We start from the raw sequence: 24,953 nt of genomic DNA, 5'->3' as shown, positions 1-24,953 counted from the left end.
CCCATGGCAGGATCCGACCGCGAGAAGGCGCTGGACGCCGCTCTCGCCCAAATTGAACGGCAATTCGGCAAGGGCGCGGTGATGCGCCTCGGCGAGCGGCCGAACGAGCCCATCGAGGTCATCCACACCGGATCGACCGCGCTCGACGTCGCGCTCGGCGTCGGTGGTCTCCCGCGCGGCCGTGTGGTGGAGGTGTACGGACCGGAGTCCTCCGGCAAGACGACGCTGACGCTGCACGCGGTGGCGAACGCCCAGAAGGCGGGCGGCACGGTGGCCTTCGTGGACGCCGAGCACGCGCTCGACCCGGAGTACGCGCAGAAGCTCGGCGTCGACATCGACAATCTGCTGCTGTCCCAGCCGGACAACGGCGAGCAGGCCCTGGAGATCGTGGACATGCTGGTCCGCTCCGGGGCGCTCGACCTCATCGTCATCGACTCCGTCGCGGCCCTGGTGCCGCGCGCGGAGATCGAGGGCGAGATGGGCGACTCGCACGTGGGTCTTCAGGCGCGGCTGATGAGCCAGGCGCTCCGGAAGATCACCAGTGCGCTCAACCAGTCCAAGACCACGGCCATCTTCATCAACCAGCTCCGCGAGAAGATCGGCGTGATGTTCGGCTCGCCGGAGACCACGACCGGTGGCCGGGCGCTCAAGTTCTACGCCTCGGTGCGGCTCGACATCCGTCGTATCGAGACGCTGAAGGACGGCACCGACGCCGTCGGCAACCGCACCCGCGTCAAGGTCGTCAAGAACAAGGTCGCGCCGCCCTTCAAGCAGGCCGAGTTCGACATCCTCTACGGCCACGGGATCAGCCGCGAGGGCGGTCTGATCGACATGGGCGTGGAGGAGGGCTTCGTCCGCAAGGCCGGCGCCTGGTACACGTACGAGGGCGACCAGCTCGGCCAGGGCAAGGAGAACGCCCGCAACTTCCTCAAGGACAATCCCGATCTCGCCGACGAGATCGAGAAGAAGATCCTGGTGAAGCTGGGTATCGGCGTGAAGCCGGAGGAGCCCGCCGCCGAAACCGCGGTGGACACGGCCGGTGGAGCTGTCGCGACCGGTGCCCCGGCCGACGACACGGCCAAGACGGTGCCCGCTCCTGCCACCAAGGCCAAGTCGGCCAAGGCGGCGGCGGCAAAGAGCTAGTTCGGCGCCGTGCCTTACGCGAAGAGGCGGCGAACTGAGCGGCAGGGCGGCAGCCCCGACTCGTCGAGGGCCGAGAAGGAGCTGCCGCCCCAGGACCCGGCGGAGCGGGCGCGGGCGATCTGTCTGCGCCTGCTCACCGGGAACCCTCGCACCCGGAAGCAACTGGCGGACGCGCTGGAGAAGCGCGACATCCCCGAGGATGTCGCGGCGGAAGTCCTCTCCCGCTTCGAAGACGTGGGACTGATCAACGACGCGGCGTTCGCCGACGCCTGGGTGGAGTCCCGGCACCACGGACGGGGCCTGGCCCGCCGCGCCCTGGCGCGTGAACTGCGCACCAAGGGCGTGGACTCCGAGCTGATCGACGAGGCGGTCGGACAGCTCGACTCCGAACAGGAAGAGGCGACCGCACGGGAGTTGGTCGCCCGCAAACTCCGCTCCACACGCGGTATGGAGCGGGACAGACGGGTGCGCAGACTCGCGGGGATGCTGGCACGCAAGGGATATCCGCAGGGCGTGGCCCTGAGGGTGGTCAAGCAGGCCCTGGAGGCGGAGGGCGAGGACACGGAGGGACTCGACGAGAACATCTACTGAGGTCCGGGAATGAGGTCCGGAAACCGGGAAGCCGGAGAACCGGGAAGCCGGGAGCACACGGCGGACGAGAGAACGATGAACGGAACCCGGCCCGCGCGGGGGCGGCCGGGCCCGGGACGACGTGACCGGCCGGCTCAGTGCGAGACCGGCAGTCCTTCCGCCTTCCACGCCTGGAAGCCGCCGACGAGGTCCGTCGCGCGGTGCAGCCCCAACTGGCGCAGCGAGACAGCCGCGAGACTCGACGCGTACCCCTCGTTGCAGATCACCACGACGCGCAGATCGTGGCCCGTGGCCTCCGCGGCCCGATGGCTGCCCTGCGGATCGAGGCGCCACTCCAGTTCGTTGCGCTCGACGACCAGCGCACCGGGGATCAGCCCGTCGCGGTCCCGCAGTTCCGCGTACCGGATGTCGACCAGCAGCGCACCGTCCTCGGCCGCGGCGAAAGCCTCACGAGGTTCGATCCGGTCGAGGCCCTCGCGGACCCGGTCGAGCAGTTCATCTATCCCCACGGGCGTCTCGGGGCCCGCCGGGCGGGTCCGCCCCGCCTGTTCGCCCGGTCCGCCGCTCACTGCCACTCCTGCGGACGCTCGACCTGCTCGAGGCGGAGCACCGCGCCGGTGCGGCTGTAGCGGCGCATCAGCGGCAGCGGCGGGTAGTAGGCGTGCACCGACACGGCGTGCTCCGAGTCCGACTCGTTGCGCACCTCGTGCACATGGTGACTGCCGAACGCCCTGGCGTCGCCCTTCGTCAACTTCCGCTCCCGGTCGACCCCTTCGGCCAGCTCCAGCGTCTTCCAGCCCTCGGTGGGCAGCCGAGCGGCCAGCGAGTCCTCCTGGAGCGCGCCACCCGCCGTCGCGAAGGCGCCGTACGAGCCACCGTGGTCGTGCCAGCCGGTCCCCGTGCCGGGCGGCCAGCCGATGATCCACGCCTCGCTGCCGGCGGGGCCTTCGAGACGGATCCAGGTACGGCCCTCGGGGTCGAGGGGGAGGGTGGAGACGAGCTCGGTGTCGGCCGCCGTACGACGGACGAAGGCGAGCAACTCGGCCTGCGTGGGAACGGCGGAGGGCGCGGGCGCCGCGCCCTCGCCGGGTGCGACGGGCTGAGAGGCGACAGTCGCCGGGCCAACAGCCTGGGACGCGAGGGCAGTTGACGCCGAGACGGCGGGCGTGGGGGTGTCGAGAGAAGGAGACATGAGGACCGTCCTGGAAGTTCGCGGGGGCGCGCCGTCATGTGCCGACACGACGAGCGCTACGAGAAGGGGGCGAATTCAGCAGGACGGACGACACACGCAGCCCGCATAGCGGAGCAGGTCCATATGGACCCTCCGCCACAGGCGTACATCGGTGTCAGTCACGCTCCGGAGTACACCATGTGATCACGACGACGGTCAATTGATGTTCGCGGTTCGATCCGATCGGCCGGAGCGATCTTTCGCCGTGGACGCCTCGGGCGGGCCCCCACGTGCGGCGTCGGCCGCCGCGTACAGCTCGTCGGGACGTACTCCGCCGAAGGCGGCGACCAGGTGCCCGTCGGGCCGTACGAGCAGCACCGAGTGCGCGGACGCCCCGGGATAGCTCTCGGTGACCAGCAGCTCGGCCGGTGACGGCAGCGCCGCCACGGCCTCGGCGAGCCTCGGCATCACGCCCGCGGTCAGCCAGTGCCGCCGGTCCCACACCCCTGTCCCCGGCGCGACCAGCACCACGAGCACCTTGCCCCTGTCGAGCCGGTCCCGGAGCCGTACGGTCATGCCGTCGGGCGCCGTCACGAGCACGTCGTCGACGGGTGCCCCCGTCCGGGTGTCGACCGTCGTGTGCGCCTCGGTGTACGGAGGCGCGAGGGGGGAGTGCGGGTACGCGGGGGCCGCGCCCAGCGGCCCGTTCCCCAGGTGCCCGTCGGCGAGCAGGGTGTCATGGCCGCGCGCGCTGCCCGGAAGGTACGTGCGCAGCCCTCCGCCGCCCCGAAGTATCGTCAGCGACTGGTCGGCCGCGCGCAGCCGTGCGGCGACGGCCGTACGGCGTTCCGCCTGATAGCTGTCCAGCAGTGTCTCCGACGCCCCGTGGTGCCAGGCGTGCGCCAGCTTCCAGCCCAGGTTCTCGGCGTCCCGCAGCCCCTCGTCCAGGCCCTGCGTACCCAGTGCGCCCAGCAGGTGCGCGGCGTCCCCGGCGAGGTACGCCCGGCCGACGCGCCAGCGCCGCGCGAGCCGGTGGTGCAGCGTGTACACGCCGGTGTCGAGCAGGTCGTACGGCGGCGTAGCGCCGCACCAGCCGGCCAGGGTGTCCCGTACCCGCGCCACCAGCGCCTCCGGCGTGACCAGGTCACCCCGGGCCGGCAGCAGCCAGTCCAGCCGCCACACGCCGTCGGCGAGGGGCCTGGCGGACACCTCCTGGCCGCCGCCCCGCCACGGCGGTTGACGGTGCAGCACGGCCTCACCGGGCCAGGGGAGTTCGACGCGGAGCGCGGCGACCGCGTGCCGTTCCACCGCCGTACGGCCCGGGAAGCGGACACCCAGGAGTTTGCGGACGGTGGACCTGGCGCCGTCGCAGCCCACCACATGGCTGCCGCGCCACCAGGTCGCCCCGGGGCCGCGTGTGTGCACCGTGACGCCCCGCGCGTCCTGCTCCAGCGAGTCGAGCCGGCTGCCCGGCACCAGCCGCACCAGCTCGTGGCGCGCGGCGGCGTCCCTGAGGCCGCGCGTCAGGGTGTGCTGGGGGAGGTGTAACGGCGAGGGGTACACCGCGTCGGCGCGTTCCGCGTCAGCGGCGTCTCCCGCACCGGTATGAGTACCGGCGGTCCCACCCACGCCACCGGCCTCGTCCGCATCACCGAGCGGCAGTTGCCGCATCTGCTGCTTGCGCCGCAACTGTCGCCAACCGACCCACCGGGCTCCTTCGTCACGGAGTGTGGAGCAGCCCAGCCGCGCCATCAGAGCGGCGGTGTCGGGCCGCAGCACCGCCGTGCGGGCCGGGCGCGGGTCGTCGTTGCCCGCCCCCTCGTCCAGCACGACGGAGGGAACGCCCTGGGTGGCGAGGCAGAGGGACAGCGCGAGCCCCACGGGGCCCGCGCCGACGACGATCACCGGGTCCACGGCGCGACCCCTCCGGCCCGTACGGTCATGTGGCGATTGGCGGTTGGAAGCCGCAGAGCGATCACAGAACGTATGCAACCTACTGAGGGTGCTTGCGTCAAGTGACGGAGGCAGCGACGCCGCGCGCCGCTGCCTCCGTCGGGTCCACCGGCCCCGTTTCCGGGACCGTCGGGTCTAGCCGCCCCCGCCACCGTCCTGGCCGGTGGCACGGTCCGTCTTGTTCACCGGGTCCAGGCCCGCCGGCGTACCCGTGGCACTCAGATCGTCCATGGCCGCGCCCGTCAGAACGGCCCCCGTGCTCCGCTTGGCACGGCGCAGCCGCTTCTCCAGCCAGGACGCGAACGTCGTGAGCAGGAGATTCAGCAGGATGAAGATCACCGCGACGACGATGAAGCTCGGGATGACGTTCCCGTAGTTCGCCGCCAGCGTCTTACGGGCGCTGAGCAGTTCGGTGAAGCTGAGCAGCGCGCCGCCGAGCGCGGTGTCCTTCACGATCACGACGAGCTGGCTCACCAGCGCGGGCAGCATCGCCGTCACCGACTGCGGCAGCAGGATGCTGCGCATCGTCTGGCCCTTGCGCAGACCGATGGCCTTAGCGGCCTCCGTCTGCCCCTTGGGCAGGGACAGGATGCCCGCGCGGACGACCTCGGCCAGTACGGACGAGTTGTAGAGCACGAGGCCGGTGACGACCGCGTACAGCGGACGCATGTCCGTACTGATGTCGGTGTATTCGGCGTAGAGCTGGTTGGCGAACACCATCAGGATCAGGACGGGGATCGCGCGGAAGAACTCGACGACCACACCGGCCGGAATCCTGACCCACCGGTGGTCGGAGAGCCGCGCGATGCCGAAGAGGGCTCCGAGAGGCAGCGCGATGACCAGCGCGAGACCCGCGGCCTTGAGGGTGTTGACGAGGCCCGGCAGCAGATACGTCGTCCATGCCTGGGACTCGGTGAAGGGGCTCCACTTCGCCCACTCCAGCTGCCCCTTGTCCGACATGGCGGAGTAGATCCACCACACGCCCAGGGCCAGCACGACCAGGAACAGCGCCGAGTAGATGATGTTGCGCCGCTTGGCGCCGGGACCCGGCGCGTCGTACAGAACGGAAGTCATCGCTTCACCGCCACTCGCTTGGCGACCCAGCCGAGGATGAGGCCGGTCGGCAGTGTCAGGACCACGAACCCGAAGGCGAAGATCGCCGAGATAAGGATGAGTTGCGACTCGTTCTCGATCATCTCCTTCATCAGGAGGGCCGCTTCGGCCACGCCGATCGCCGCGGCCACCGTCGTGTTCTTCGTGAGGGCGATCAGCACGTTGGTGAGAGGCCCGATGACGGTGCGGAACGCCTGTGGAAGGACTATGAGGGACAGGACCTGGGTGAAGTTCAGCCCGATGGCCCGCGCCGCCTCCGCCTGCCCGACGGGCACCGTGTTGATGCCGGACCGGATGGCCTCACAGACGAACGCGGCCGTGTAGACGGTCAGTCCGAGAATGGCCAGCCGGAAACTCAGGGCATCGAAGTCGTCGGCCGCGCCCAGAGTGATACCGAAGATGTCGGCGAGACCGAGGGAGGAGAAGACGATGATGACGGTGAGGGGAATGTTCCGGACCACGTTGACGTACACCGTGCCGAAGCCGCGCATCAGCGGAACCGGACTCACCCGCATCGCGGCAAGTATGGTGCCCAGGATGAGGGAGCCGATACCGGAGAAGACGGCGAGCTGCACCGTTACCCAGAACGCCCCGAGCAGGTCGTAACCTTCAAGAAAGTCGAACACGATCTCCCGCGCTCTCGCGTTTGTTGATGGCGTGGCGCGCCACCCTCACGGGGCGGCGCGCCACATCTGCGCCGAACGAGCCGAACGAACCGACGGCCCGCTGATTCAGCTGACGATGTTGCCGATCTTCGGGGCGGGCTCGTTCTTGTATTCGGCCGGGCCGAAGTTGTCCGTCACGGCCTTGTCCCAGGCCTTGTCCGCGACCATCTTCTCGAGGGCGGCGTTGATGTCGTCGACCAGCTTGGTGTCGCCCTTCTTGACACCGATGCCGTAGTTCTCGTTGCTCAGGCTGAGGCCGGCGAGCTTGAACTTGCCCTTGTTCTGGTCCTGCGAGGCGTAACCGGCCAGGATCGAGTCGTCCGTGGTCAGCGCGTCGACGGCGCCGCTGGCCAGTCCGTCGATGCACTCCGAGTACGTGGCGTTCTGCTTGAGCTGGGCCTTCGGCGCGAAGTCGTCCTTCACGTTCTGCGCGGACGTGGAGCCCGTCACGGAGCAGAGCTTCTTGCCGTTGAGGTCCGCGCCCTTGCTGATGTTGTCGTCGGCGCGGATCAGCAGGTCCTGGTGCGCGAGGAGGTACGGGCCGGCGAAGTCGACCTTCTGCTTGCGCTCGTCGTTGATCGAGTAGGAGGCCGCGATGAACTTCACGTCGCCGCGCTCAAGGGCGGTCTCACGGTCGGCACTCGGGGTCTCCTTCCACTCGATGTCCTTCGCCTCGTAGCCGAGCTCCTTGGCGACGTACGTGGCGACGTCGACGTCGAAGCCGGTGAAGGAACCGTCAGGGGTCTTCAGGCCGATACCGGGCTGGTCGAACTTGATACCGATGGTGATCTTCTTGCCACCACCGTCACCCTCGTCGGCCGAGTCGCTGTCGTCGGAACCACACGCGGTCGCGGTCAGGGAGAGGGCCAGTACGGCGGCGGCAGCAGCGCTTGCCTTACGGAGATTCATGGTCAACATCCTTCGTTGTCTCGAAAGTTACGGGCAGCTCAGTGGTGCAGGATCTTCGACAGGAAGTCCTTGGCCCGGTCGCTGCGAGGATTGGTGAAGAACTGCTCCGGCGTCGCCTCTTCGACGATCTGGCCGTCCGCCATGAAGACGACCCGATTCGCGGCGGACCGCGCGAAGCCCATCTCGTGGGTGACTACGACCATGGTCATGCCGTCACGTGCGAGCTGCTGCATGACTTCGAGCACCTCGTTGATCATCTCCGGGTCGAGCGCCGAGGTCGGCTCGTCGAAGAGCATGACCTTGGGCTCCATGGCCAGCGCGCGGGCGATCGCGACGCGCTGCTGCTGGCCACCGGAGAGCTGTGCGGGATACTTGTCCGCCTGGTTGGCCACACCGACGCGGTCGAGCAGGGTACGCGCGAACTCCTCCGCGGCACCCTTGTCCTTCTTGCGGACCTTGATCTGTCCCAGAGTGACGTTCTCCAGGACGGTCTTGTGCGCGAAGAGGTTGAAGGACTGGAAGACCATGCCCACATCGGCGCGCAGTCGGGCCAGCTCCTTGCCTTCGGCGGGCAGCGGCTTCCCGTCGAGCGAAATGCTGCCGGAGTCGATCGGCTCCAGACGGTTGATGGCGCGGCACAGTGTGGACTTGCCGGACCCGGAGGGCCCGATCACGACGACGACCTCGCCACGGGCGATGGTCAGATCGATGTCCTGGAGCACATGCAGCGCGCCGAAGTGCTTGTTGACGTTGCTCAGCACGACCAGGTCGCCCGACGCCGGCCCGGCGCCCTCGGTTTCCTTGGTCACTGAAACTCCGCTCATCGGCTTCTTGCTCCGTCCTCCTCGGTTGGGGAGGACCTTAATCACGCAGTGCGACCAGCGTCATTACATCTGAGGGGAAATTGAGCATAACGATCCGGCCGCAACCGGACACACCGTGTGAAGAGGGCAGGTTCGGAGTACCGGGTGGGTAACGGAAACGGCCCCTTAACAGGAAGTGACTTGACTGGTGAGGCAGCCATGGGCGTGGATGCCCTGGTACGTACTGTGACGGACACACCACGGAGGAGGGGCATGAGGCTGCTGCTCGTCGAGGACGACGACCATGTCGCAGCGGCCCTCGCCGCGGTACTGGCGAGGCACGGTTTCGATGTCACGCACGCGCGCAGCGGCGAAGAGGCCCTGCAGGCGCTGCTGCCGGTGACCGACGGGACGAAGTCTCCTTACGGAGTCGTACTCCTCGACCTCGGGCTGCCGGACCAGGACGGCTACGCGGTCTGCGGCAAGATCCGCAAACTCTGCGCGACCCCGGTGATCATGGTGACGGCGCGTGCCGATGTCCGGTCCCGGATCCACGGGTTGAACCTCGGCGCGGACGACTACGTCACCAAGCCGTACGACACCGGGGAACTGCTCGCCCGGATCCATGCCGTCAGCCGGCGCAGCGTCGGCGGTGAGGAGGCCGGAGCGGTCGGCGGGGACTCGCTGCGCCTCGGACCGGTCACCATCGAGCTGTCCACCCGCCGCGTCACCGTGGGCGACGCCCCGGTCCAGCTGACCCGCAAGGAGTTCGACCTGCTCGCTCTCCTCGCGCAGCGTCCGGGGGTCGTCTTCCGTCGGGAGCAGATCATCAGCGAGGTGTGGCGCACCAGTTGGGAGGGGACCGGCCGCACGCTCGAAGTGCATGTGGCGTCCCTGCGTTCCAAGCTCCGGATGCCGGCGCTGATCGAGACGGTGCGCGGCGTCGGCTACCGCCTCGTCGCCCCCGCCGCTCATCAAGGACCGTAGTAACCGGTGAGTACCCGACTTCTCCCCCTGCTCATCGTCCTCATGGCGGGCGTGCTCCTCGCGCTCGGCTTCCCGCTGGCCGTGAGTCTCGCCTCGGCCCAGCAGCAGGACGTCGTCGTCGACCGGATCGACGACACCGCGCGCGTCGCCGCGCTCGCGCAGTTCGTCAGCGAGGGCGACGCGGGGAGCGGGGGCTCCGCCGCGGGCACCGGGTCCGACGAACGCGGATCCATGCTGGAGGAGGAGCTCACCCGCTACTTCGACGTGTACGGCATCCGGGCGGGGGTCTTCTACCGCGACGGAGAGGCCATGGCGCGGGCCCCGGAGGGCTGGACGGTGCCCCGGACGGGGGAGGGGCGCCTGGCCTTCCAGGAGGCCCTCCTGGGGCGACGCAGCGACGATCCTCAACAGGTGTGGCCCTGGCAGGGGGACGGCCGGCTGATCGTCGCGTCGCCGGTCGTGCGGGACGGAGACGTCGTCGCCGTCGTCGTGACCGACTCGCCCACCGGGCAGATGCGGTCGCGGATCCTCGAAGGCTGGCTGTACATCGCCGCGGGCGAGGCCGCGGCGATGCTGCTGGCCGTGGGGGCGGCGTTCCGCCTCACCGGCTGGGTACTGCGTCCGGTACGTGTCCTGGACGCGGCCACGCACGACATCGCCACCGGCCGGATGAAGTCCCGCGTCGCCGCCGCCGGAGGTCCGCCGGAACTCAGACGGCTCGCCCACTCCTTCAACGAGATGGCCGACAACGTCGAGGACGTGCTCGAACAGCAGCGCGCCTTCGTCGCCGACGCCTCCCACCAACTGCGCAACCCGCTCGCCGCCCTGCTGCTGCGGATCGAACTGCTCGCCCTTGAGCTGCCCGCCGGGAACGAGGAGATCGCCTCCGTCCGTACGGAGGGCAAGCGGCTCGGGCAGGTCCTCGACGACCTGCTGGACCTGGCGCTGGCCGAACACGCCCCCGCGGATCTGCGGCTCACGGATGTCGGGGCGCTGGCGTCCGAGCGCGTCGCCGCGTGGCGGGCGTACGCGGACGAGAAGGGCGTACGGCTGACCGGGACCACCGGCGCCGTCACCGGCTGGGCGGACCCGGTCGCGCTCTCCAGCGCGCTCGACGCGGTCGTGGACAACGCCCTGAAGTTCACGCCGGAGGGCGGCGAGGTGGATGTACGGGTCGCCCGGGGGGCGAGCGACCGCGCCACCATCACCGTGACCGACGGCGGGCCGGGACTCTCCGACGACGAGCTGGACCGGATCGGCGACCGCTTCTGGCGGAGCAACCGCCATCAGAACGTCAAGGGGTCGGGGCTGGGGCTGTCCATCTCGCGGGCGCTGCTCGCGGCGGGCGGCGGGACGATCGCGTACGAACACGGTGAACCGCGCGGGCTGCGGGTGACGCTCACGGTCCCGAGGTCGTCACCGACCTCTTCCTGAGGCTGAGGACGACCCCGGGGAGCAGCGCGGCCTTCTACTACGGCTTGACCGACCGGTAGTAGCGCAGCGCGCCCTCGTGCAGGCGCAGCGGGTCGGTGTAGATCGCCGTCCGCAGATCCACGAGCTGCGCCGGGTGGACCTTCTTGCCGATCCGGTCGCGGCTGTTGATCACGGTGCGGGTGAAGCCCTCGGTCAGTTCGGCGTCCATCCGGTCCGTGGTGACCAGCAGATTCGCCACGGCCACCGTCGGCACCGCCGTACCGTCCTGTGCCTTCTTGTACGCGTCCGCCGGCATCACCGCGGAGCGGTAGTAGCGGGTGGCCTCCCGCGCCGTGTGGTGCAGCTTGTCGACGAGAGCGTCGTCGAGGGGCACCAGCCGTATGTCGAAGCGCTTGGACAGCTCCTGCACGGAGGCGGTGGGCAGCCCGCCGGACCAGAAGAACGCGTCGAGGTCGTCCGACTCCAGAAGGCTGGGCATGGTGTCGATGCCCGCCGAGACCGCCGTGACGTCCTTCTGAGGATGGAGTCCGGCCACGGCCAGCAACTGGTCGGCGATCAGCCGCACGCCCGAGCCCTCCTGACCCACGCCCACGCGCTTGTCACGCAGGTCCTTCACCGACTCGATGCCCGAGTCCTTCGCCACGATCAGCTGTACGTAGTCGTCGTAGAGCCGAGCGCCGCCCCGCAGCCGGTCGGCGCCGGGCCCGTTGTCCCGCCGGTACTTCGCGACGGCGTCCGCCGTGGCGATGGTGAAGTCCGCCTTGCCGGTGGCCACGCGTGAGATGTTCTCCTGCGAGCCCTCGCTGGTCAGCAGCTCTATGGACACGTTGGGCAGATCCTTGGCGAGATCCTCCTTGAGAAGCTCCCCGTAGCGTTCGTAGACCCCGCTCGTCACGCCCGTACTGAACTTGACGGACCCGCTCGGTGCCTTCTCCCCGAGCGGCACCAGCCACCACGACAGCAGCCCGGCCACCACCAGGGCGGCCACGCCTCCTACGAAGGCGGTGCGACGGCTCATACGGGGCGGAAGGGTGAACATGCGGTGATCCTGCCAGCCCACTCGCCGTAATGGCCAGGCCCTGCCTTTCCGGACCTGGTCCCGCACCGGTCGGGCGTGCCTCCCGCGCGGACACCACCGCGCGCGACGGCGTCCCTGAACGGGGAGGCGTCCGTGAACGGGGAGTGTCCGTGAACGGGGCGAATGGTGGGAGGACGCGCCCATGGACGCCTGGAGTCCGGAGAGCCACGCCCTGCCGGACAGCGACTGCCCTCGGCCCTGTTGGAGGACAGCGCCGAGGATCTGTACGAGAACGCGCCGTGCGGCTACCTCTCCACCCTCCCCGACGGCCGGATCGCCAAGGTCAACGCGAGACCCATGTCGTACCGCTGCTCAAGACGCGGGGCGAGGCGACAGGTGCCGCGCTCGACCTCACCGCCGCCGATGGCACCCGGCTGCCGGTACTCGTCACCTCCACCGTCAAGACCGACGCCCACGGCGAGCCTCTGCTGATCCGCACCACCCTCGTCGACGCCCGCGACCGCCATGCGTACGAGGCGGCTCGCCACCACCCTGCTGCCCCCGACGCTCGTCCCCGTGCCCGGCCCCGACGTCGCCGCGCACCACCACATCGCCTCCATCGACCAGGTCGGCGGCGGCCTCTACGACCTGTTCCCGCTCGCCGCCGGCAGCTGGGGCCTGTTCCTGGGCGACGTCTGCGGCAAAGGCAGCGCGGCGGCGGCTACCACGTGACCCTCGCCAGCGGCGGCCACCAATGGCCCGGAACGACGGTTCCGGGCCAACCACTCGGCTGTCAGTCGGTCCCGCGACGCGGGCACTGCGCCCCGGTCCCACGTCCTTCGCAGGTCCGGGGACCGGGTTGACCAGCGCCTCAGACCTCCCCAGGCCCGGCGCCGGGCGCAGCCCAGAGCCCGTACCCGCGACTTCGGCGGTCAAACCACCCCGGACCCGGCTGACTTGAACCGGCCGGGCACCGGGGCGGGGGCCCGCCTCAGGCGGCGGACCTCAGGCGCGTCGCTCCCACGCCTGGCTGCGCGCGTAGTGGTTGTCGTACGTCTCCGAGGAGTCCTTGATGTCCTGCACGGTCGCCTCGCCGTCGTGCACACGGCCGAGCAACCGGTAGTAGTCGAAGCGGTCCATGCCCGGTGTGAAGCCGACCAGGACCTCCGCGGTCGCGTCCGGGGCGGGCGCGAAGGCGTGCGGCGTGTGCGGCGGTACGGCGACGAAGTCGCCCTTCTCCAGGGTCAGCACCTCGTCACCGACCAGCACCTGGAGCGTGCCGTCGACGACGAAGAAGAACTCGGTCGCGCGGGTGTGGAAGTGCACGGGCGCCCCTGCCGCCCCCTTCTCAAAGCGGGCGGTGTTGATGGTCAGCGCGCCGCCCGTCGTGTCCGAGTCGGCGAACAGCGTGATCACGCTGCCCGGGGCGTCGGCCAGGGCCTCGGCGGCGCCGCCGCGGGTGAGAAGCGGCTGGTGGGTGCGGTTCGCGGGGTTCGTCGCCGGGTTCGTCGTCGTGTTCATGAGTACGAATCTAGGGGCGCAGGTGACCGCCCGGCAGGTGCATTCGGCGGCCGAATCGATGGGTCAATCATGGGAGGGATCCGCCGGCCTCAGCACTCCGTCGGCGGGGCCACCTCGGGCACCCCCTTACCCTTGGCGGGTGACCATTAGCAGTGACCGGGCCGGAGCAGTGGACGAAGTGGGCGTTGACCGGACCTACGAGGTACGCACCTACGGGTGTCAGATGAACGTCCACGATTCCGAGCGATTGTCCGGTCTACTGGAGGGCGCGGGCTATGTCCGCGCCCCCGAGGGCTCCGACGGCGACGCCGACGTCGTCGTCTTCAACACCTGCGCCGTACGCGAGAACGCCGACAACAAGCTGTACGGCAACCTCGGCCGGCTCGCCCCGATGAAGACCCGGCGCCCCGGCATGCAGATCGCCGTCGGCGGCTGCCTGGCCCAGAAGGACCGCGACACCATCGTCAAGAGGGCGCCCTGGGTCGACGTCGTCTTCGGTACGCACAACATCGGCAAGCTCCCCGTACTGCTGGAGCGTGCCCGCGTACAGGAAGAGGCGCAGATCGAGATCGCCGAGTCGCTGGAGGCGTTCCCCTCCACGCTGCCGACGCGCCGCGAGTCCGCCTACGCCGCGTGGGTCTCCATCTCCGTGGGCTGCAACAACACCTGCACCTTCTGCATCGTCCCGGCCCTGCGCGGCAAGGAGAAGGACCGCCGCCCCGGCGACATCCTCGCCGAGGTCGAGGCGCTCGTCGCCGAAGGCGTCTCGGAGATCACGCTGCTCGGCCAGAACGTCAACGCGTACGGCTCCGACATCGGCGACCGCGAGGCATTCTCCAAGCTCCTGCGGGCCTGCGGACGCATCGAGGGCCTGGAGCGCGTCCGCTTCACCTCGCCGCACCCGCGCGACTTCACGGACGACGTCATCGCGGCCATGGCCGAGACACCCAACGTGATGCCGCAGCTGCACATGCCGCTCCAGTCCGGCTCGGACACCGTCCTGAAGGCGATGCGCCGCTCGTACCGGCAGGAGCGTTTCCTCGGGATCATCGACAAGGTGCGCGCGGCCATCCCGCACGCCGCCATCTCGACCGACATCATCGTGGGCTTCCCCGGCGAGACCGAGGAGGACTTCCAACAGACGCTGCACACGGTGCGCGAGGCGCGCTTCGCGAACGCCTTCACCTTCCAATACTCCAAGCGCCCCGGAACGCCCGCCGCCGACATGGACGGGCAGATTCCCAAGGAGGTCGTGCAGGAGCGCTATCTGCGCCTCGTCGCCGTCCAGGAGGAGATCTCCTGGGACGAGAACAAGACGCAGGTCGGCCGCACTCTTGAGGTCATGGTCGCCGAAGGCGAGGGCCGCAAGGACGGCGCCACCCGCCGGCTCTCCGGCCGTGCGCCCGACAGTCGGCTGGTGCACTTCACCGCGCCCGACCAGGAGGTGCGGCCCGGCGACGTGGTGACTGTCGACATCACGTACGCGGCTCCGCACCATCTGCTCGCGGAAGGACCGACGACACGGATACGGCGCACCCGCGCCGGTGACGCGTGGGAGAGGCGCAACGCGGCTCCGCCCGCGCCCGCCGGCGTACTGCTCGGCCTGCCGTCGATCGGTGTCCCGCCGCCCCTGCCCGCGGCGACGGGCGGCTGCTCGGTGGTGTGACCCATGGGTCACACCACGTGCGGGTACGGCGCCTACGCCCGGACCTCCCGCGCGGCCGTGATCTAGTCTGCGCAGCATGCTCGTATCCGCGGCCGTGTGCCCCTGCCCGCCCCTGCTCGTCCCCGCGCTGGCCGCCGGTGCCGTTTCGGAACTCGACGCCGCGCGGGACGCGTGCGCCGACGCCCTCGGCGTGCTCGCCGCCTCCCGGCCGGACCGGCTGATCGTGGTCGGACCGGCTCCGGGTCCGCGGGATCTGGAGCCGTACCCGCAGGGCGCGCACGGTTCCTTCCGGGGATACGGGGTGGATGTCGACGTCACGCTCGGCGTAACGCCGACGGGGCGCGGGGACCGCGAGGAACTGTCCGGGGACGACGTGCCGCCCTCGCCGCCCCTGCCGACCTCGCTGGCCGTCGCCGCCTGGCTGCTCGCGCGGGTCAGCTGGTCCGCCTCGCCGATCCACGGTCTCGGCGTGTGGGAACCACTCGACGCCGAGCGGTGTATCAAAACCGGTAGGGACATCGCGGCGGAGGACGAGCGGGTGGCACTGCTGGCGATGGGCGACGCCAGCGCGTGCCGCACGCTCAAGGCTCCCGGCTATCTCGACGAGCGCGCCGCCGCGTTCGACGCCGAGGTCGCACGGGCGCTGTCCTCGGCGGATGTCGGGGCGCTCGCGGCACTGGACGAGGCGCTGGCGGCCGAGCTGAAGGCGGCGGGCCGCTCCTGCTGGCAGATCCTCGCGGGCGCGGCCGAGGGGGCGAATCTGGAGGGCGCTCTGCTCTACGAGGACGCGCCGTACGGGGTGGGCTACTTCGTGGCGGCCTGGTCGTAGCGGAACGGCGATGGCCGCGAAGCGCCCTTCGGCGCCTCGCGGCCATCACCGTCACTCGTACGAATCGTCCCGCGCCCGGCCGTCGTCCGCCGGGCGTCGGCCGCAGCTCGGCCGTGCCTCAGGAGGCCGGGGGCGGCGGAGGGGAGGAAGGCGGGGTGCCGGTGTCGCCGTCCTTGTGGGACATGCGCTCCAGAGCGTCCTTGGCCTTTCCGGTCCCGGACTCGATCTTGTCGCTGTACTTGCCCTTGGTCTTCTGGTCGACCGTCTTCGCGGCCTTGTCCAGACCGTCGCCGATCTTTCCCCCGTGCTGCTGCGCGAGGTCGGAGACTTTGTCCTTGGCAGGGGACAGCTTGGCCTTCAGTGAGTCAAGGAAGCTCATGGGTCACCTTCCCTCGGGCCCCCGGTGGGGGCTGTCGGCTCTGTGCCGGTTATGTGCGGGCGCCTTCGCCGGCTCCGTTGTCGGCCGCCTCGTCGGCGGTCTGCTGCTTCGGGATGTCAACGCTCTCCGCGGCGTCCTCGCCGCCGTCGGTGGCGCTTTCGCTCCCCGTGACAACCGTATCCGCACCCGGGTCCGGTGCGGCCTCCGCCGTCTCCGGGGCGCCGACCGCGGTGGCTCCGGCCGCCGACGAGGCCGACCCGTCCTCCACGGTCGTCCGCTTGGACTTCCGGCTAAACCGTGCAAAAACACCCATATCTGCTCCATATCGTACCCGTGTGGGCGAAATTCCGCGTCGCCCGGAGCGTCCCGTTGCGCCGCCCGGTCGCACCGGCCCGAAAACCGGCAGTCGGAATCTCGCAACGGCCAACGACCCCGGACAGGGGCCGTCACGTAACTCGTTCGGGAACCGGCCACCGGGTTTGCGAGACTGGGGCCGTGAGAACCGCAGCGCCAGCACCCCGGGTCATCGCCGTCGTCGGCCCCACCGCGGCCGGCAAGTCCGACCTGGGCGTCCATCTCGCCCGGCAACTCGACGGTGAGGTCGTCAACGCCGACTCCATGCAGCTGTACCGAGGGATGGACATCGGTACCGCCAAGCTGACGACCGAGGAGCGCCGCGGCGTCCCGCACCACCTCCTCGACATCTGGGACGTCACCGAGGCCGCCAACGTCGCCGAGTACCAGCGGCTGGCCAGGATCGAGATCGACCGGCTCCTCGCCGAAGGCCGTACCCCCGTCCTCGTCGGCGGCTCCGGCCTCTATGTACGGGGCGCCATCGACGCCCTCGACTTCCCCGGCACCGACCCCGAGGTACGCGCCAGGCTGGAGGAGGAGCTGAGGCTGCGCGGTTCCGGGGCCCTGCACGCCCGGCTGGCCGCCGCCGATCCGCCGGCGGGCCGCGCGATCCTCCCCAGCAACGGGCGCCGTATCGTCCGGGCCCTCGAGGTGTTCGAGATCACCGGGAAGCCGTTCACCGCCAATCTGCCCGGCCACGACGCCGTGTACGAGACCGTGCAGATCGGCGTCGACGTGGAACGCCCCGAACTCGACGAGCGCATCGCGCTGCGCGTGGACCGCATGTGGGAGGCCGGGCTCGTCGACGAGGTGCGCGAGTTGGAGGCGCGCGGGCTGCGCGAGGGTCGTACGGCCTCGCGCGCTCTCGGCTATCAGCAGGTGCTCTCGGCCCTCGCCGGGGACTGCACCGAGGAGCAGGCGCGCGCCGAGACCGTACGCGCCACGAAGCGCTTCGCGCGCCGCCAGGACTCGTGGTTCCGCCGCGACCCGCGGGTGCACTGGCTGAGCGGCGCGGCCGTCGACCGGGAGGAACTCCCGCACCTCGCGCTGACGTTGGTCGAACGAGCGGTCACAGCCTGATCACGTGATGGCATCGGGACGCTCAGGCCGTCAATCCGGTGCCCGGGGCCGTGCCATCATCGAGCATCGATCGACCAGTGGAGTCCGAGTTGGGAGGGCGCGTGGCGATGGAAGCTGGCCCTCGCAACACGGATCAGGGAACGCAGGATCCACAGGACGAAGCCCCACGGCTGAGTCCTGACGGACCCGACGAAGACGCGGTGACTCCCGAGGTGGAGGTCGAGCTGCGTCCGCAGCGACGCCTGCGGATCTGGCAGCTCGCCCCGATCGTGATGCTCGCCGCCATCGGCTCGCTGATGTTCGCCTTCCCCCTCGCCTTCGGCACGGGCGACGGCGGCGCCGTCGTCGCCATGCTCGGCCTGCTGATCAGCTGCTGCGCCGCGGGCTGGGGCATGATGGCCGCCCGCCGCGTCGGCCACGCCTGGCCGGGTCTGCCGGCCCGTGGCTCGGGCGAGCGCCCGGACTGGCGTGTTCTCGGGCTGTACGTGGCCGGGGGCGCCGCCCTCGTCGCCCTCGCCGTGTGGCGGGTCGCCCGCCTCCGCTGACCGGCGGGCCGCGCGTCGTTCCGGCGGATCGGCCGGCCGCCTTCCGTGTTCGCTTGTCGGTCCCACCTCGTACGATTGACACGTGAGTACCTACCGGCCCGCCGCGCAGTCGTCACCGATCCCTTTCCTCAAGGGCCACGGGACAGAGAACGACTTCGTGATCATTCCCGACCCGGACAACGCCCTCGCCCTGTCCGCCTCCGCCGTCGCGAAGCTCTGCGACCGCCGGGCCGGTATCGGTGGCGACGGACTGCTGCACGTCGTGCGGTCCGCCGCCCACCCCGAGGCGCGGTCCATGGCCGACCGGGCCGAGTGGTTCATGGACTACCGCAACGGCGACGGATCCATCGCCGAGATGTGCGGCAACGGGGTGCGGGTCTTCGCGCGGTATCTGCGGCGCGCCGGTCTCGTCGAGGCGGGCGACCTCGCCGTCGCCACCCGTGGCGGCGTGAAGAGGGTGCACATCGCCAAGGACTCCGAGGCCGAGACCAAGGGCGGCGCCGACAGCCGGGAGGCCGATCCGGGGCCGGTCACGACCCACATGGGACGCGCCGTCCTTACCGAGGACGACGTCACCGTCGTTGTGGGGGACCGCGGTTGGTCCGCGCGCAACGTCAACATGGGCAATCCCCACGCCGTCGCCTTCGTGGCGGATCTCGACCACGCGGGAAATCTGTTCACCGCTCCCTCCGTCAGCCCGCCCTCGGTCTATCCGGACGGTGTGAACGTCGAGTTCGTCGTCGATCGCGGCCCGCGCCACGTCGCCATGCGCGTCCACGAACGTGGCTCCGGCGAGACACGGTCCTGCGGTACGGGCGCGTGCGCCGTCGCCGTCGCGGCGGCCCGCAGGGACGGCATCGACCCCGCGGTGACCGGCGAGTCCGTCACGTACACCGTGGACGTGCCCGGCGGACGACTCGTCATCACCGAACGCCCCGACGGCGAGATCGAGATGACCGGCCCGGCCGTCATCGTCGCCGAGGGACTGCTCGACACGGAGTGGGCGCAGCGGCTCGACCCGCGCTGAGGCCCGTACGCCCCTGAACGGCCCGACACGCTCCGAAGTCCTCAGCACCCGGCCGCAGGTTCCCTCGAATGGGTGATCCGTTTCACGCTGGGGGAGAGGTGGACCGAGGCACGTGGTGGGGTCGGTAGCATCAAGCACCGGCCGGGAGGGCGCTCCTGTCCCTCCCACCGCCGGTCGACGCTGCCGGAGGTGCCCCATGAGCGCAGAGGCGACCAGCCCTGGTGCCCGGAGCCGCAGGCGCGGCCGTACCAGTATCGACCTCCGCAGACTAGGCAGGGCCGCGCTGCTGGGGCCCGCTTCCAGGGACCGGCTGCCGGACGCGATCGGCCATGTCGCCGACGCCCACCGCGCGCACCACCCCGACGCCGACCTGCTCGTGCTGGGCAAGGCGTATGTGCTGGCGGAGATGTCGCACCGCGGACAGTTCCGCAAGAGCGGCGAGCCGTACATCACACATCCGCTCGCCGTGACCCTGATCCTCGCCGAACTCGGCGCCGAGACCACGACATTGACGGCGTCTCTCCTCCACGACACCGTCGAGGACACGGACGTGACGCTCGATCAGGTCCGCGCGGAGTTCGGTGACGAGGTCTGCTATCTGGTCGACGGCGTGACGAAGCTGGAGAAGGTGGACTACGGCGCCGCCGCCGAGCCCGAGACCTTCCGCAAGATGCTGGTCGCCACCGGCAACGATGTCCGGGTGATGTCGATCAAACTCGCCGACCGCCTGCACAACATGCGCACCCTCGGTGTGATGCGGCCGGAGAAGCAGGCCCGTATCGCCAAAGTCACCCACGACGTCCTCATCCCGCTCGCCGAGCGCCTCGGCGTCCAGGCCCTCAAGACCGAGCTGGAGGACCTGGTCTTCGCGATCCTCCAGCCGGAGGAGTACGAGCGCACCCGCACCGTCATCGCCGACAGGGCCACCACGGGGCCGAGCCTGGACACCATCGCCGTCGAGGTGCGGCGGACGCTCCGCGAGGCCGACATCACGGCCGAAGTCGTCATCAGGCCGCGGCACTTCGTCTCCGTGCACCGCGCCCGCCTGAAACGCGGCGAGATGCGCGGCACGGACTTCGGCCGGCTGCTCGTCCTGGTCGGGGAGGACGCCGACTGCTACGCCGTGCTGGGCGAGTTGCACACCTGCTTCACCCCGGTGATCTCCGAGTTCAAGGACTTCATCGCCGCCCCCAAGTACAACCTGTACCAGTCGCTGCACACGGCGGTCGCCGGCCCCGACGGGGCGGTCGTCGAAGTCCTCATCCGTACGCACCAGATGCACAAGGTCGCCGAGGCCGGTGTGGTCGCGCTCGGCAATCCCTACGCGCCCGTCGACGGGGCCGAACCGGCGGACGGTGAACGCGCCGACCCCACCAGGCCCGGCTGGCTGTCCCGCCTCCTGGAGTGGCAGGAGGCGGCCACGGACCCGGACACCTTCTGGACGACGCTGCGCGCCGATCTCGCCCAGGACCGGGAGATCAGCGTCTTCCTCGCCGACGGGGGCATGTTGGGGCTGCCCGCGGGCGCGACGTGTGTGGACGCGGCGTACGCGCAGCACGGCGACGGCGCGCACGGTTGCATCGGGGCGCGCGTCAACGGCCGTCTGGCGACGCTGAGTACGGTCCTGGTGGACGGCGACACGGTGCAACTGCTGCTGGCCCACGGCCCCGTCCCGGAGACCGCGAACGACCGGGGCGGCGACACCACCGGTGGCAGCGGGGACAGCCGCGACGGCGCCCGGGGCGGAGGGCGCGGCACTCAGACGCAGGACGCCGCCCCCGGGCCCTCTCCCGAGTGGCTGGACCACGCACGTACGCCTGCCGCGCGGATCGCGATCGCCGGCTGGCTCGCCGCGAATCCGGAGAGCCTGAAGGTGCCCGCGGCGGCGCCCCGTGCCCCCGGCGCCGTCACCGCCGGACGGCGTGGCGTGGCCAACGTGGTCGTGGACGTGCCCGAGGCGACCGTACGGCTCGCCGGCTGCTGTACGCCCGTACCGCCCGACGCCGTCACCGGCTTCACGGTCCGCGGCGGCGCCGTCACGGTGCACCGCGAGGAGTGTCCCGCCGTCGCCAGGATGACCGCGCTCGGCCGCTCGCCGGTCACGGTGAGCTGGGGCGACGAGCCGGAGTGCCGGGTCACGCTGTACGCGGAGTCCTTCGGCCGGCCACGGCTGCTCGCCGACCTCACCGAGGCCATCGCCACGGCGGGCGCGGCGATCGTGTCGGCCAACGTGGAGCCGCCGAGCGAGCAGCGGGTACGGCACACGTACACGCTTCAACTGCCCGACGCGGCAGGACTTCCCGGACTGATGCGCGCGATGCGGGACGTGCCGGGAGTCTTCGACGTACGGCGCGCGCAGCACGAGCCCGCCTCCTGAACGGACTCGTCACCCCCGCCGGCACCGGCATCCGCGCCCGGCTGCCCGCCTCCTCTTTCGGGTGGGTGTGAAGCGCGCCGCCCTCATACCTATGCCGGGCGCTGGTAACGGTGGTTCATGCTGCTCACCTCCCGCCGGCTGCGCGCCGCCCTGCTGGCCACCGCGTCGGCCACCCTCGTCGCCGCGACGCTCCCCGCCGCCGCCCCAGGACCGCTCGGTATCGGCGATCCGCTCTTCCCACACCTGGGCAACCCCGGATACGACGTCCTCGCCTACGACATCGGCTTCACCTATCGCGGCGACAACACCAAGCCGCTCGACGCCGTCACCAAGATCGAGGCCCGCGCGACCCGGCGTCTGGACCGGATCAACCTCGACTTCACCCACGGCGTGGTCCGCTCCGTCGAGGTCGACGGGGCGCGTGCCGACTTCGCGACCGCCGGCGAAGACCTCGTGGTCACGCCGCGCGACGCCGTCGAGGCGGGCTCGCCGGTACGCGTCACCGTCACCCACACCAGCGACCCGACGGGCGGCAAGGGCGGCTGGGTGCGGACCACGGACGGTCTCGCGATGGCCAACCAGGCCGACGCCGCGCACCGTGTCTTCCCCGGCAACGACCACCCCGCCGACAAGGCCGTGTTCACCTTCCGGGTCACCGCCCCCAGCAAGCTGACCGCGGTGGCCAACGGACTGCCGGTGGCGAAGACCCGCCACGGCGCCACCACCACCTGGACCTACCGCACCCGTCACCCCATGGCCACCGAGCTGGCGCAGGTGTCCATCGGCGACTCGGCCGTGCTGCACCGGGAGGGGCCGCGCGGACTGCCCCTGCGCGACGTGGTCCCGGCGGCCGACCGCGCGAAGCTGGAGCCGTGGCTGGCCAAGACGCCGGCGCAGCTGGAGTGGATGGAGCGGCAGGTCGGGCGGTACCCCTTCGAGACGTACGGCATCCTGATCGCCGGCGCCGAGACCGGCTTCGAGCTGGAGACACAGACGCTGTCGCTCTTCGAGCGCTCGCTGTTCACCCGGCCCGAGTACCCCGAGTGGTACGTCGACTCGGTCATGGTCCACGAGCTGGCGCACCAGTGGTTCGGTGACAGCGTCTCGCCGCGCGTGTGGTCCGACCTGTGGATCAACGAGGGGCATGCCAGCTGGTACGAGGCCCTGTACGCGCAGGAGCACGCGGACAAGCCGATGGAGAAGCGGATGCGCGAGGCGTACCGGCTGTCCGACGGCTGGCGCGCGGCGGGCGGCCCGCCGGCCGCGCCGAAGCCGCCCGCGGCCGGCGAGCAGATCAGCCTCTTCCGGCCGGTGGTCTACGACGGCAGCGCGCTGGTGCTCTACGCGCTGCGTCAGGAGATCGGCGTGGGGGAGTTCCGGCGGCTGGAGCGGGACTGGGTCCGCGACCACCGGGACGGTACGGCCGGTACGGCCGACTTCACGCGGCTGGCGTCGGACATCGCCGGGCGCGACCTGTCGGACTTCTTCCGGGGCTGGCTGTACGGGAAGAAGACACCGCCCATGCCGGGGCACCCGGACTGGAAGAGCGCGGCGGCGAAGTAGGCGGCGGCGAGACGGGGCGGGAAAACCCAGCGGGAAACCCATATGACGGTCCCGGCGGTGACGTGCCACCATCAAGGGGTCGGCGGCGCCGCCGGGACCGGGATTCCGGGACGGGGGCGCCGGGCCCGTGACGCCGGGAATCAATCCGGATCGTTACGCGTTGTGACCGATGTGGGTGGGCAGTCTCTGTCCACCACCCGAACATTCTCTTCGACGTAAGGATCCAATGACCTCCTCTTCTTCCCCTTCCCAGGACGAGCAGATCTCCGCGGACACCCGCACGGACAGCCTTCGGGCCGATGCCCTGATGGAAGAGGACGTCGCCTGGAGCCAAGCGATCGACGGACAGCGGGACGGCGACCAGTTCGACCGCTCCGACCGCGCGGCGCTACGGCGCGTGGTCGGCCTCTCCACCGAGCTCGAAGACGTCACCGAGGTCGAGTACCGGCAGCTGCGCCTGGAGCGTGTGGTGCTCGTCGGCGTCTGGGTCTCGGGGACCGTGCAGGAAGCCGAGAATTCGCTCGCGGAGCTGGCGGCGCTGGCCGAGACGGCCGGCGCGCTGGTGCTCGACGGCGTCATCCAGCGCCGTGACAAGCCAGACCCGGCCACCTACATCGGCTCGGGCAAGGCACGCGAGCTGTACGACATGGTGCTGGAGACCGGAGCGGACACGGTCGTCTGCGACGGTGAACTCAGCCCCGGTCAGCTGATCCATCTCGAAGACGTCGTCAAGGTCAAGGTCGTGGACCGTACGGCCCTGATTCTCGACATCTTCGCCCAGCACGCCAAGTCCCGAGAGGGCAAGGCCCAGGTCGCGCTGGCCCAGATGCAGTACATGCTGCCGAGGCTGCGCGGCTGGGGCCAGTCGCTGTCCCGGCAGATGGGTGGCGGCGGCGGTGGCGGTATGGCCACCCGTGGTCCCGGTGAGACCAAGATCGAGACGGACCGGCGCCGGATCCGCGAGAAGATGGCGAAGATGCGCCGGGAGATCGCGGAGATGAAGACCGGCCGTGAGATCAAGCGGCAGGAGCGCAGGCGCCACAAGGTTCCGTCGGTCGCGATCGCCGGGTATACGAACGCGGGCAAGTCCTCGCTGCTCAACCGCCTCACCGGCGCGGGCGTCCTGGTGGAGAACTCCCTGTTCGCCACCCTGGACCCGACCGTGCGCCGGGCCGAGACACCGAGCGGCCGGATCTACACGCTGGCCGACACCGTCGGGTTCGTACGGCATCTGCCGCACCACCTCGTGGAGGCGTTCCGCTCGACCATGGAGGAGGTCGGAGACTCCGATCTGATCCTGCATGTGGTCGACGGCTCGCACCCCGCGCCGGAGGAGCAGCTGGCCGCCGTGCGTGAGGTGATCCGCGACGTGGGCGCGGTGGACGTCCGCGAGATCGTGGTGATCAACAAGGCGGACGCGGCGGACCCGGTGGTCCTCCAGCGGCTGTTGCACATGGAGCGGCACGCGATCGCCGTGTCGGCGCGTACCGGCGCCGGTATGACCGAGCTACTGGCGCTCATCGACACGGAGCTGCCCAGGCCCGAGATCACGGTCGAGGCCCTGGTGCCGTACACCGACGGCGGTCTGGTCTCGCGGGTCCACGCCGAGGGCGAGGTGCTGTCCGAGGAGCACACCCCGGAGGGCACGCTACTGAAGGCGCAGGTCCACGAGGAACTGGCCGCGGCGCTCGCCGTGTACGTGCCTGTTCCCGCGGTCGGCTGACCGCCGCACGGTGGTCGTGCCGCGGCGCGGCTGATGCGGCTGACGTGGTCGGCGAAGTTACGGCGGAAGGCCCGCCCCCTGTCTCTTATACACATCTCCGAG

At 70.5% G+C, this 24,953-nt stretch carries 24 protein-coding genes and 1 pseudogene; 13 read left to right on the top strand and 12 right to left on the bottom strand.

From position 1 onward, the window contains the following. Positions 1 to 3 precede the first annotated feature (3 nt). Positions 4 to 1,143 (top strand): recombinase RecA, encoded by a 1,140-nt coding sequence (gene recA, locus ACFUN8_RS16960; RefSeq protein ID WP_383637397.1) that lies wholly within the window; start codon positions 4 to 6, stop codon positions 1,141 to 1,143. Between the two features lie 9 nt (positions 1,144 to 1,152). Beyond that, positions 1,153 to 1,734: a recombination regulator RecX gene (gene recX, locus ACFUN8_RS16955; RefSeq protein ID WP_383637394.1), complete on the top strand. Its 582-nt coding sequence runs from the start codon at positions 1,153 to 1,155 to the stop codon at positions 1,732 to 1,734. 134 nt (positions 1,735 to 1,868) lie between these two features. Here recX and ACFUN8_RS16950 read toward each other — a convergent pair whose 3' ends face one another. From ACFUN8_RS16950 to ACFUN8_RS16915, 8 genes are all read right to left on the bottom strand, one after another. Then, complete coding sequence (locus ACFUN8_RS16950) at positions 1,869 to 2,303, bottom strand: rhodanese-like domain-containing protein (protein WP_383637391.1); 435 nt, start codon at positions 2,301 to 2,303, stop codon at positions 1,869 to 1,871. Beyond that, positions 2,300 to 2,926, bottom strand: coding sequence for a cysteine dioxygenase (locus ACFUN8_RS16945; RefSeq protein WP_383637388.1), 627 nt, complete (start codon positions 2,924 to 2,926; stop codon positions 2,300 to 2,302). Before ACFUN8_RS16945 ends, ACFUN8_RS16950 begins: the two co-directional genes overlap by 4 nt. Positions 2,927 to 3,001: 75 nt before the next feature. After that, positions 3,002 to 3,088 carry a putative leader peptide gene (locus ACFUN8_RS16940; RefSeq protein ID WP_311307652.1) on the bottom strand — a complete coding sequence of 29 codons (87 nt, stop codon included), beginning with the start codon at positions 3,086 to 3,088 and terminating at the stop codon, positions 3,002 to 3,004. A 33-nt stretch (positions 3,089 to 3,121) separates the two neighbouring features. Continuing rightward, complete coding sequence (locus tag ACFUN8_RS16935; RefSeq protein WP_383637385.1) at positions 3,122 to 4,819, bottom strand: FAD-dependent monooxygenase; 1,698 nt, start codon at positions 4,817 to 4,819, stop codon at positions 3,122 to 3,124. Between the two features lie 174 nt (positions 4,820 to 4,993). Further along, positions 4,994 to 5,932, bottom strand: a complete 939-nt coding sequence (locus ACFUN8_RS16930; RefSeq protein WP_383637382.1) for an amino acid ABC transporter permease — start codon at positions 5,930 to 5,932, stop codon at positions 4,994 to 4,996. Then, positions 5,929 to 6,597, bottom strand: coding sequence for an amino acid ABC transporter permease (locus tag ACFUN8_RS16925; protein WP_383637379.1), 669 nt, complete (start codon positions 6,595 to 6,597; stop codon positions 5,929 to 5,931). The genes ACFUN8_RS16930 and ACFUN8_RS16925 overlap by 4 nt, the downstream gene beginning before the upstream one ends. Positions 6,598 to 6,702: 105 nt before the next feature. Next, entirely contained in the window at positions 6,703 to 7,545 is an 843-nt protein-coding gene (locus tag ACFUN8_RS16920) for a glutamate ABC transporter substrate-binding protein (RefSeq protein WP_383637376.1), read from the bottom strand. A gap of 38 nt (positions 7,546 to 7,583) precedes the next feature. Continuing rightward, positions 7,584 to 8,369: an amino acid ABC transporter ATP-binding protein gene (locus ACFUN8_RS16915; protein ID WP_383637373.1), complete on the bottom strand. Its 786-nt coding sequence runs from the start codon at positions 8,367 to 8,369 to the stop codon at positions 7,584 to 7,586. A gap of 252 nt (positions 8,370 to 8,621) precedes the next feature. Between ACFUN8_RS16915 and ACFUN8_RS16910 the strand changes: the two genes are divergently transcribed. Next, on the top strand, positions 8,622 to 9,335 hold the full coding sequence (locus tag ACFUN8_RS16910; RefSeq protein ID WP_383637370.1) for a response regulator transcription factor: 714 nt from the start codon (positions 8,622 to 8,624) through the stop codon (positions 9,333 to 9,335). A 6-nt stretch (positions 9,336 to 9,341) separates the two neighbouring features. Next, positions 9,342 to 10,769, top strand: coding sequence for an ATP-binding protein (locus tag ACFUN8_RS16905; protein ID WP_383637367.1), 1,428 nt, complete (start codon positions 9,342 to 9,344; stop codon positions 10,767 to 10,769). Positions 10,770 to 10,806: 37 nt separating this feature from the next. Here the strand turns inward: ACFUN8_RS16905 and ACFUN8_RS16900 are convergent, their stop codons facing one another. Then, positions 10,807 to 11,808, bottom strand: coding sequence for a TAXI family TRAP transporter solute-binding subunit (locus ACFUN8_RS16900; protein ID WP_383637364.1), 1,002 nt, complete (start codon positions 11,806 to 11,808; stop codon positions 10,807 to 10,809). A gap of 162 nt (positions 11,809 to 11,970) precedes the next feature. Between ACFUN8_RS16900 and ACFUN8_RS16895 the strand changes: the two are divergent. Continuing rightward, positions 11,971 to 12,516: pseudogene (locus ACFUN8_RS16895) on the top strand (histidine kinase); the annotation flags it as partial. A 276-nt stretch (positions 12,517 to 12,792) separates the two neighbouring features. Here the strand turns inward: ACFUN8_RS16895 and ACFUN8_RS16890 are convergent. Beyond that, complete coding sequence (locus ACFUN8_RS16890) at positions 12,793 to 13,308, bottom strand: cupin domain-containing protein (RefSeq protein WP_383637362.1); 516 nt, start codon at positions 13,306 to 13,308, stop codon at positions 12,793 to 12,795. Between the two features lie 139 nt (positions 13,309 to 13,447). On the opposite strand from ACFUN8_RS16890, the gene miaB reads away from it, so the two are divergent. Both miaB and ACFUN8_RS16880 read left to right on the top strand, forming a co-directional pair. Continuing rightward, the gene (gene miaB / locus ACFUN8_RS16885; protein ID WP_383637359.1) at positions 13,448 to 14,974 is read left to right on the top strand and encodes a tRNA (N6-isopentenyl adenosine(37)-C2)-methylthiotransferase MiaB; all 1,527 of its coding nucleotides are present in this window, start codon (positions 13,448 to 13,450) and stop codon (positions 14,972 to 14,974) included. Positions 14,975 to 15,050: 76 nt separating this feature from the next. After that, the gene (locus tag ACFUN8_RS16880) at positions 15,051 to 15,803 is read left to right on the top strand and encodes a class III extradiol dioxygenase subunit B-like domain-containing protein (RefSeq protein ID WP_383637356.1); all 753 of its coding nucleotides are present in this window, start codon (positions 15,051 to 15,053) and stop codon (positions 15,801 to 15,803) included. A gap of 118 nt (positions 15,804 to 15,921) precedes the next feature. Here the strand turns inward: ACFUN8_RS16880 and ACFUN8_RS16875 are convergent, their stop codons facing one another. After that, positions 15,922 to 16,182 carry an antitoxin gene (locus tag ACFUN8_RS16875; RefSeq protein WP_364534471.1) on the bottom strand — a complete coding sequence of 87 codons (261 nt, stop codon included), beginning with the start codon at positions 16,180 to 16,182 and terminating at the stop codon, positions 15,922 to 15,924. 49 nt (positions 16,183 to 16,231) lie between these two features. Next, entirely contained in the window at positions 16,232 to 16,495 is a 264-nt protein-coding gene (locus ACFUN8_RS16870; RefSeq protein WP_383637353.1) for a hypothetical protein, read from the bottom strand. 182 nt (positions 16,496 to 16,677) lie between these two features. On the opposite strand from ACFUN8_RS16870, the gene miaA reads away from it, so the two are divergent. The 6 genes from miaA to hflX all read left to right on the top strand — a co-directional run bounded on the left by miaA (position 16,678) and on the right by hflX (position 24,851). Then, a complete protein-coding gene (miaA, locus tag ACFUN8_RS16865) occupies positions 16,678 to 17,616 on the top strand; it encodes a tRNA (adenosine(37)-N6)-dimethylallyltransferase MiaA (RefSeq protein WP_383637350.1) in 939 nt (312 codons plus the stop codon). 107 nt (positions 17,617 to 17,723) lie between these two features. Beyond that, positions 17,724 to 18,161 (top strand): hypothetical protein, encoded by a 438-nt coding sequence (locus ACFUN8_RS16860; protein ID WP_382572678.1) that lies wholly within the window; start codon positions 17,724 to 17,726, stop codon positions 18,159 to 18,161. A gap of 82 nt (positions 18,162 to 18,243) precedes the next feature. Beyond that, positions 18,244 to 19,188: a diaminopimelate epimerase gene (gene dapF / locus ACFUN8_RS16855; RefSeq protein WP_383637346.1), complete on the top strand. Its 945-nt coding sequence runs from the start codon at positions 18,244 to 18,246 to the stop codon at positions 19,186 to 19,188. Positions 19,189 to 19,384: 196 nt separating this feature from the next. Further along, entirely contained in the window at positions 19,385 to 21,565 is a 2,181-nt protein-coding gene (locus ACFUN8_RS16850) for a RelA/SpoT family protein (protein ID WP_383637343.1), read from the top strand. 117 nt (positions 21,566 to 21,682) lie between these two features. Further along, entirely contained in the window at positions 21,683 to 23,128 is a 1,446-nt protein-coding gene (locus ACFUN8_RS16845) for a M1 family metallopeptidase (RefSeq protein ID WP_383637340.1), read from the top strand. A 226-nt stretch (positions 23,129 to 23,354) separates the two neighbouring features. Next, a complete protein-coding gene (gene hflX / locus ACFUN8_RS16840) occupies positions 23,355 to 24,851 on the top strand; it encodes a GTPase HflX (RefSeq protein ID WP_383637338.1) in 1,497 nt (498 codons plus the stop codon). Positions 24,852 to 24,953 lie beyond the last annotated feature (102 nt).

The organism is Streptomyces sp. NPDC057307, assembly GCF_042667665.1.
GTDB lineage: Bacteria > Actinomycetota > Actinomycetes > Streptomycetales > Streptomycetaceae > Streptomyces.
Note: the sequence above shows the minus strand (reverse complement) of the source record. Positions and strands in the feature narration are given on the sequence as shown.

Excerpts from the sequence above, each read along its gene's own strand:
- recA (WP_383637397.1), top strand. The coding sequence starts at position 4 with ATGGCAGGATCCGACCGCGAGAAGGCGCTGGACGCCGCTCTCGCCCAA.
- ACFUN8_RS16945 (WP_383637388.1), bottom strand. The coding sequence starts at position 2,926 with ATGTCTCCTTCTCTCGACACCCCCACGCCCGCCGTCTCGGCGTCAACT.
- ACFUN8_RS16930 (WP_383637382.1), bottom strand. The coding sequence starts at position 5,932 with ATGACTTCCGTTCTGTACGACGCGCCGGGTCCCGGCGCCAAGCGGCGC.
- ACFUN8_RS16920 (WP_383637376.1), bottom strand. The coding sequence starts at position 7,545 with ATGAATCTCCGTAAGGCAAGCGCTGCTGCCGCCGCCGTACTGGCCCTC.
- ACFUN8_RS16915 (WP_383637373.1), bottom strand. The coding sequence starts at position 8,369 with ATGAGCGGAGTTTCAGTGACCAAGGAAACCGAGGGCGCCGGGCCGGCG.
- ACFUN8_RS16910 (WP_383637370.1), top strand. The coding sequence starts at position 8,622 with ATGAGGCTGCTGCTCGTCGAGGACGACGACCATGTCGCAGCGGCCCTC.
- ACFUN8_RS16900 (WP_383637364.1), bottom strand. The coding sequence starts at position 11,808 with ATGTTCACCCTTCCGCCCCGTATGAGCCGTCGCACCGCCTTCGTAGGA.
- ACFUN8_RS16890 (WP_383637362.1), bottom strand. The coding sequence starts at position 13,308 with ATGAACACGACGACGAACCCGGCGACGAACCCCGCGAACCGCACCCAC.
- ACFUN8_RS16880 (WP_383637356.1), top strand. The coding sequence starts at position 15,051 with ATGCTCGTATCCGCGGCCGTGTGCCCCTGCCCGCCCCTGCTCGTCCCC.
- ACFUN8_RS16875 (WP_364534471.1), bottom strand. The coding sequence starts at position 16,182 with ATGAGCTTCCTTGACTCACTGAAGGCCAAGCTGTCCCCTGCCAAGGAC.
- ACFUN8_RS16870 (WP_383637353.1), bottom strand. The coding sequence starts at position 16,495 with ATGGGTGTTTTTGCACGGTTTAGCCGGAAGTCCAAGCGGACGACCGTG.
- ACFUN8_RS16860 (WP_382572678.1), top strand. The coding sequence starts at position 17,724 with ATGGAAGCTGGCCCTCGCAACACGGATCAGGGAACGCAGGATCCACAG.
- ACFUN8_RS16850 (WP_383637343.1), top strand. The coding sequence starts at position 19,385 with ATGAGCGCAGAGGCGACCAGCCCTGGTGCCCGGAGCCGCAGGCGCGGC.
- ACFUN8_RS16845 (WP_383637340.1), top strand. The coding sequence starts at position 21,683 with ATGCTGCTCACCTCCCGCCGGCTGCGCGCCGCCCTGCTGGCCACCGCG.
- hflX (WP_383637338.1), top strand. The coding sequence starts at position 23,355 with ATGACCTCCTCTTCTTCCCCTTCCCAGGACGAGCAGATCTCCGCGGAC.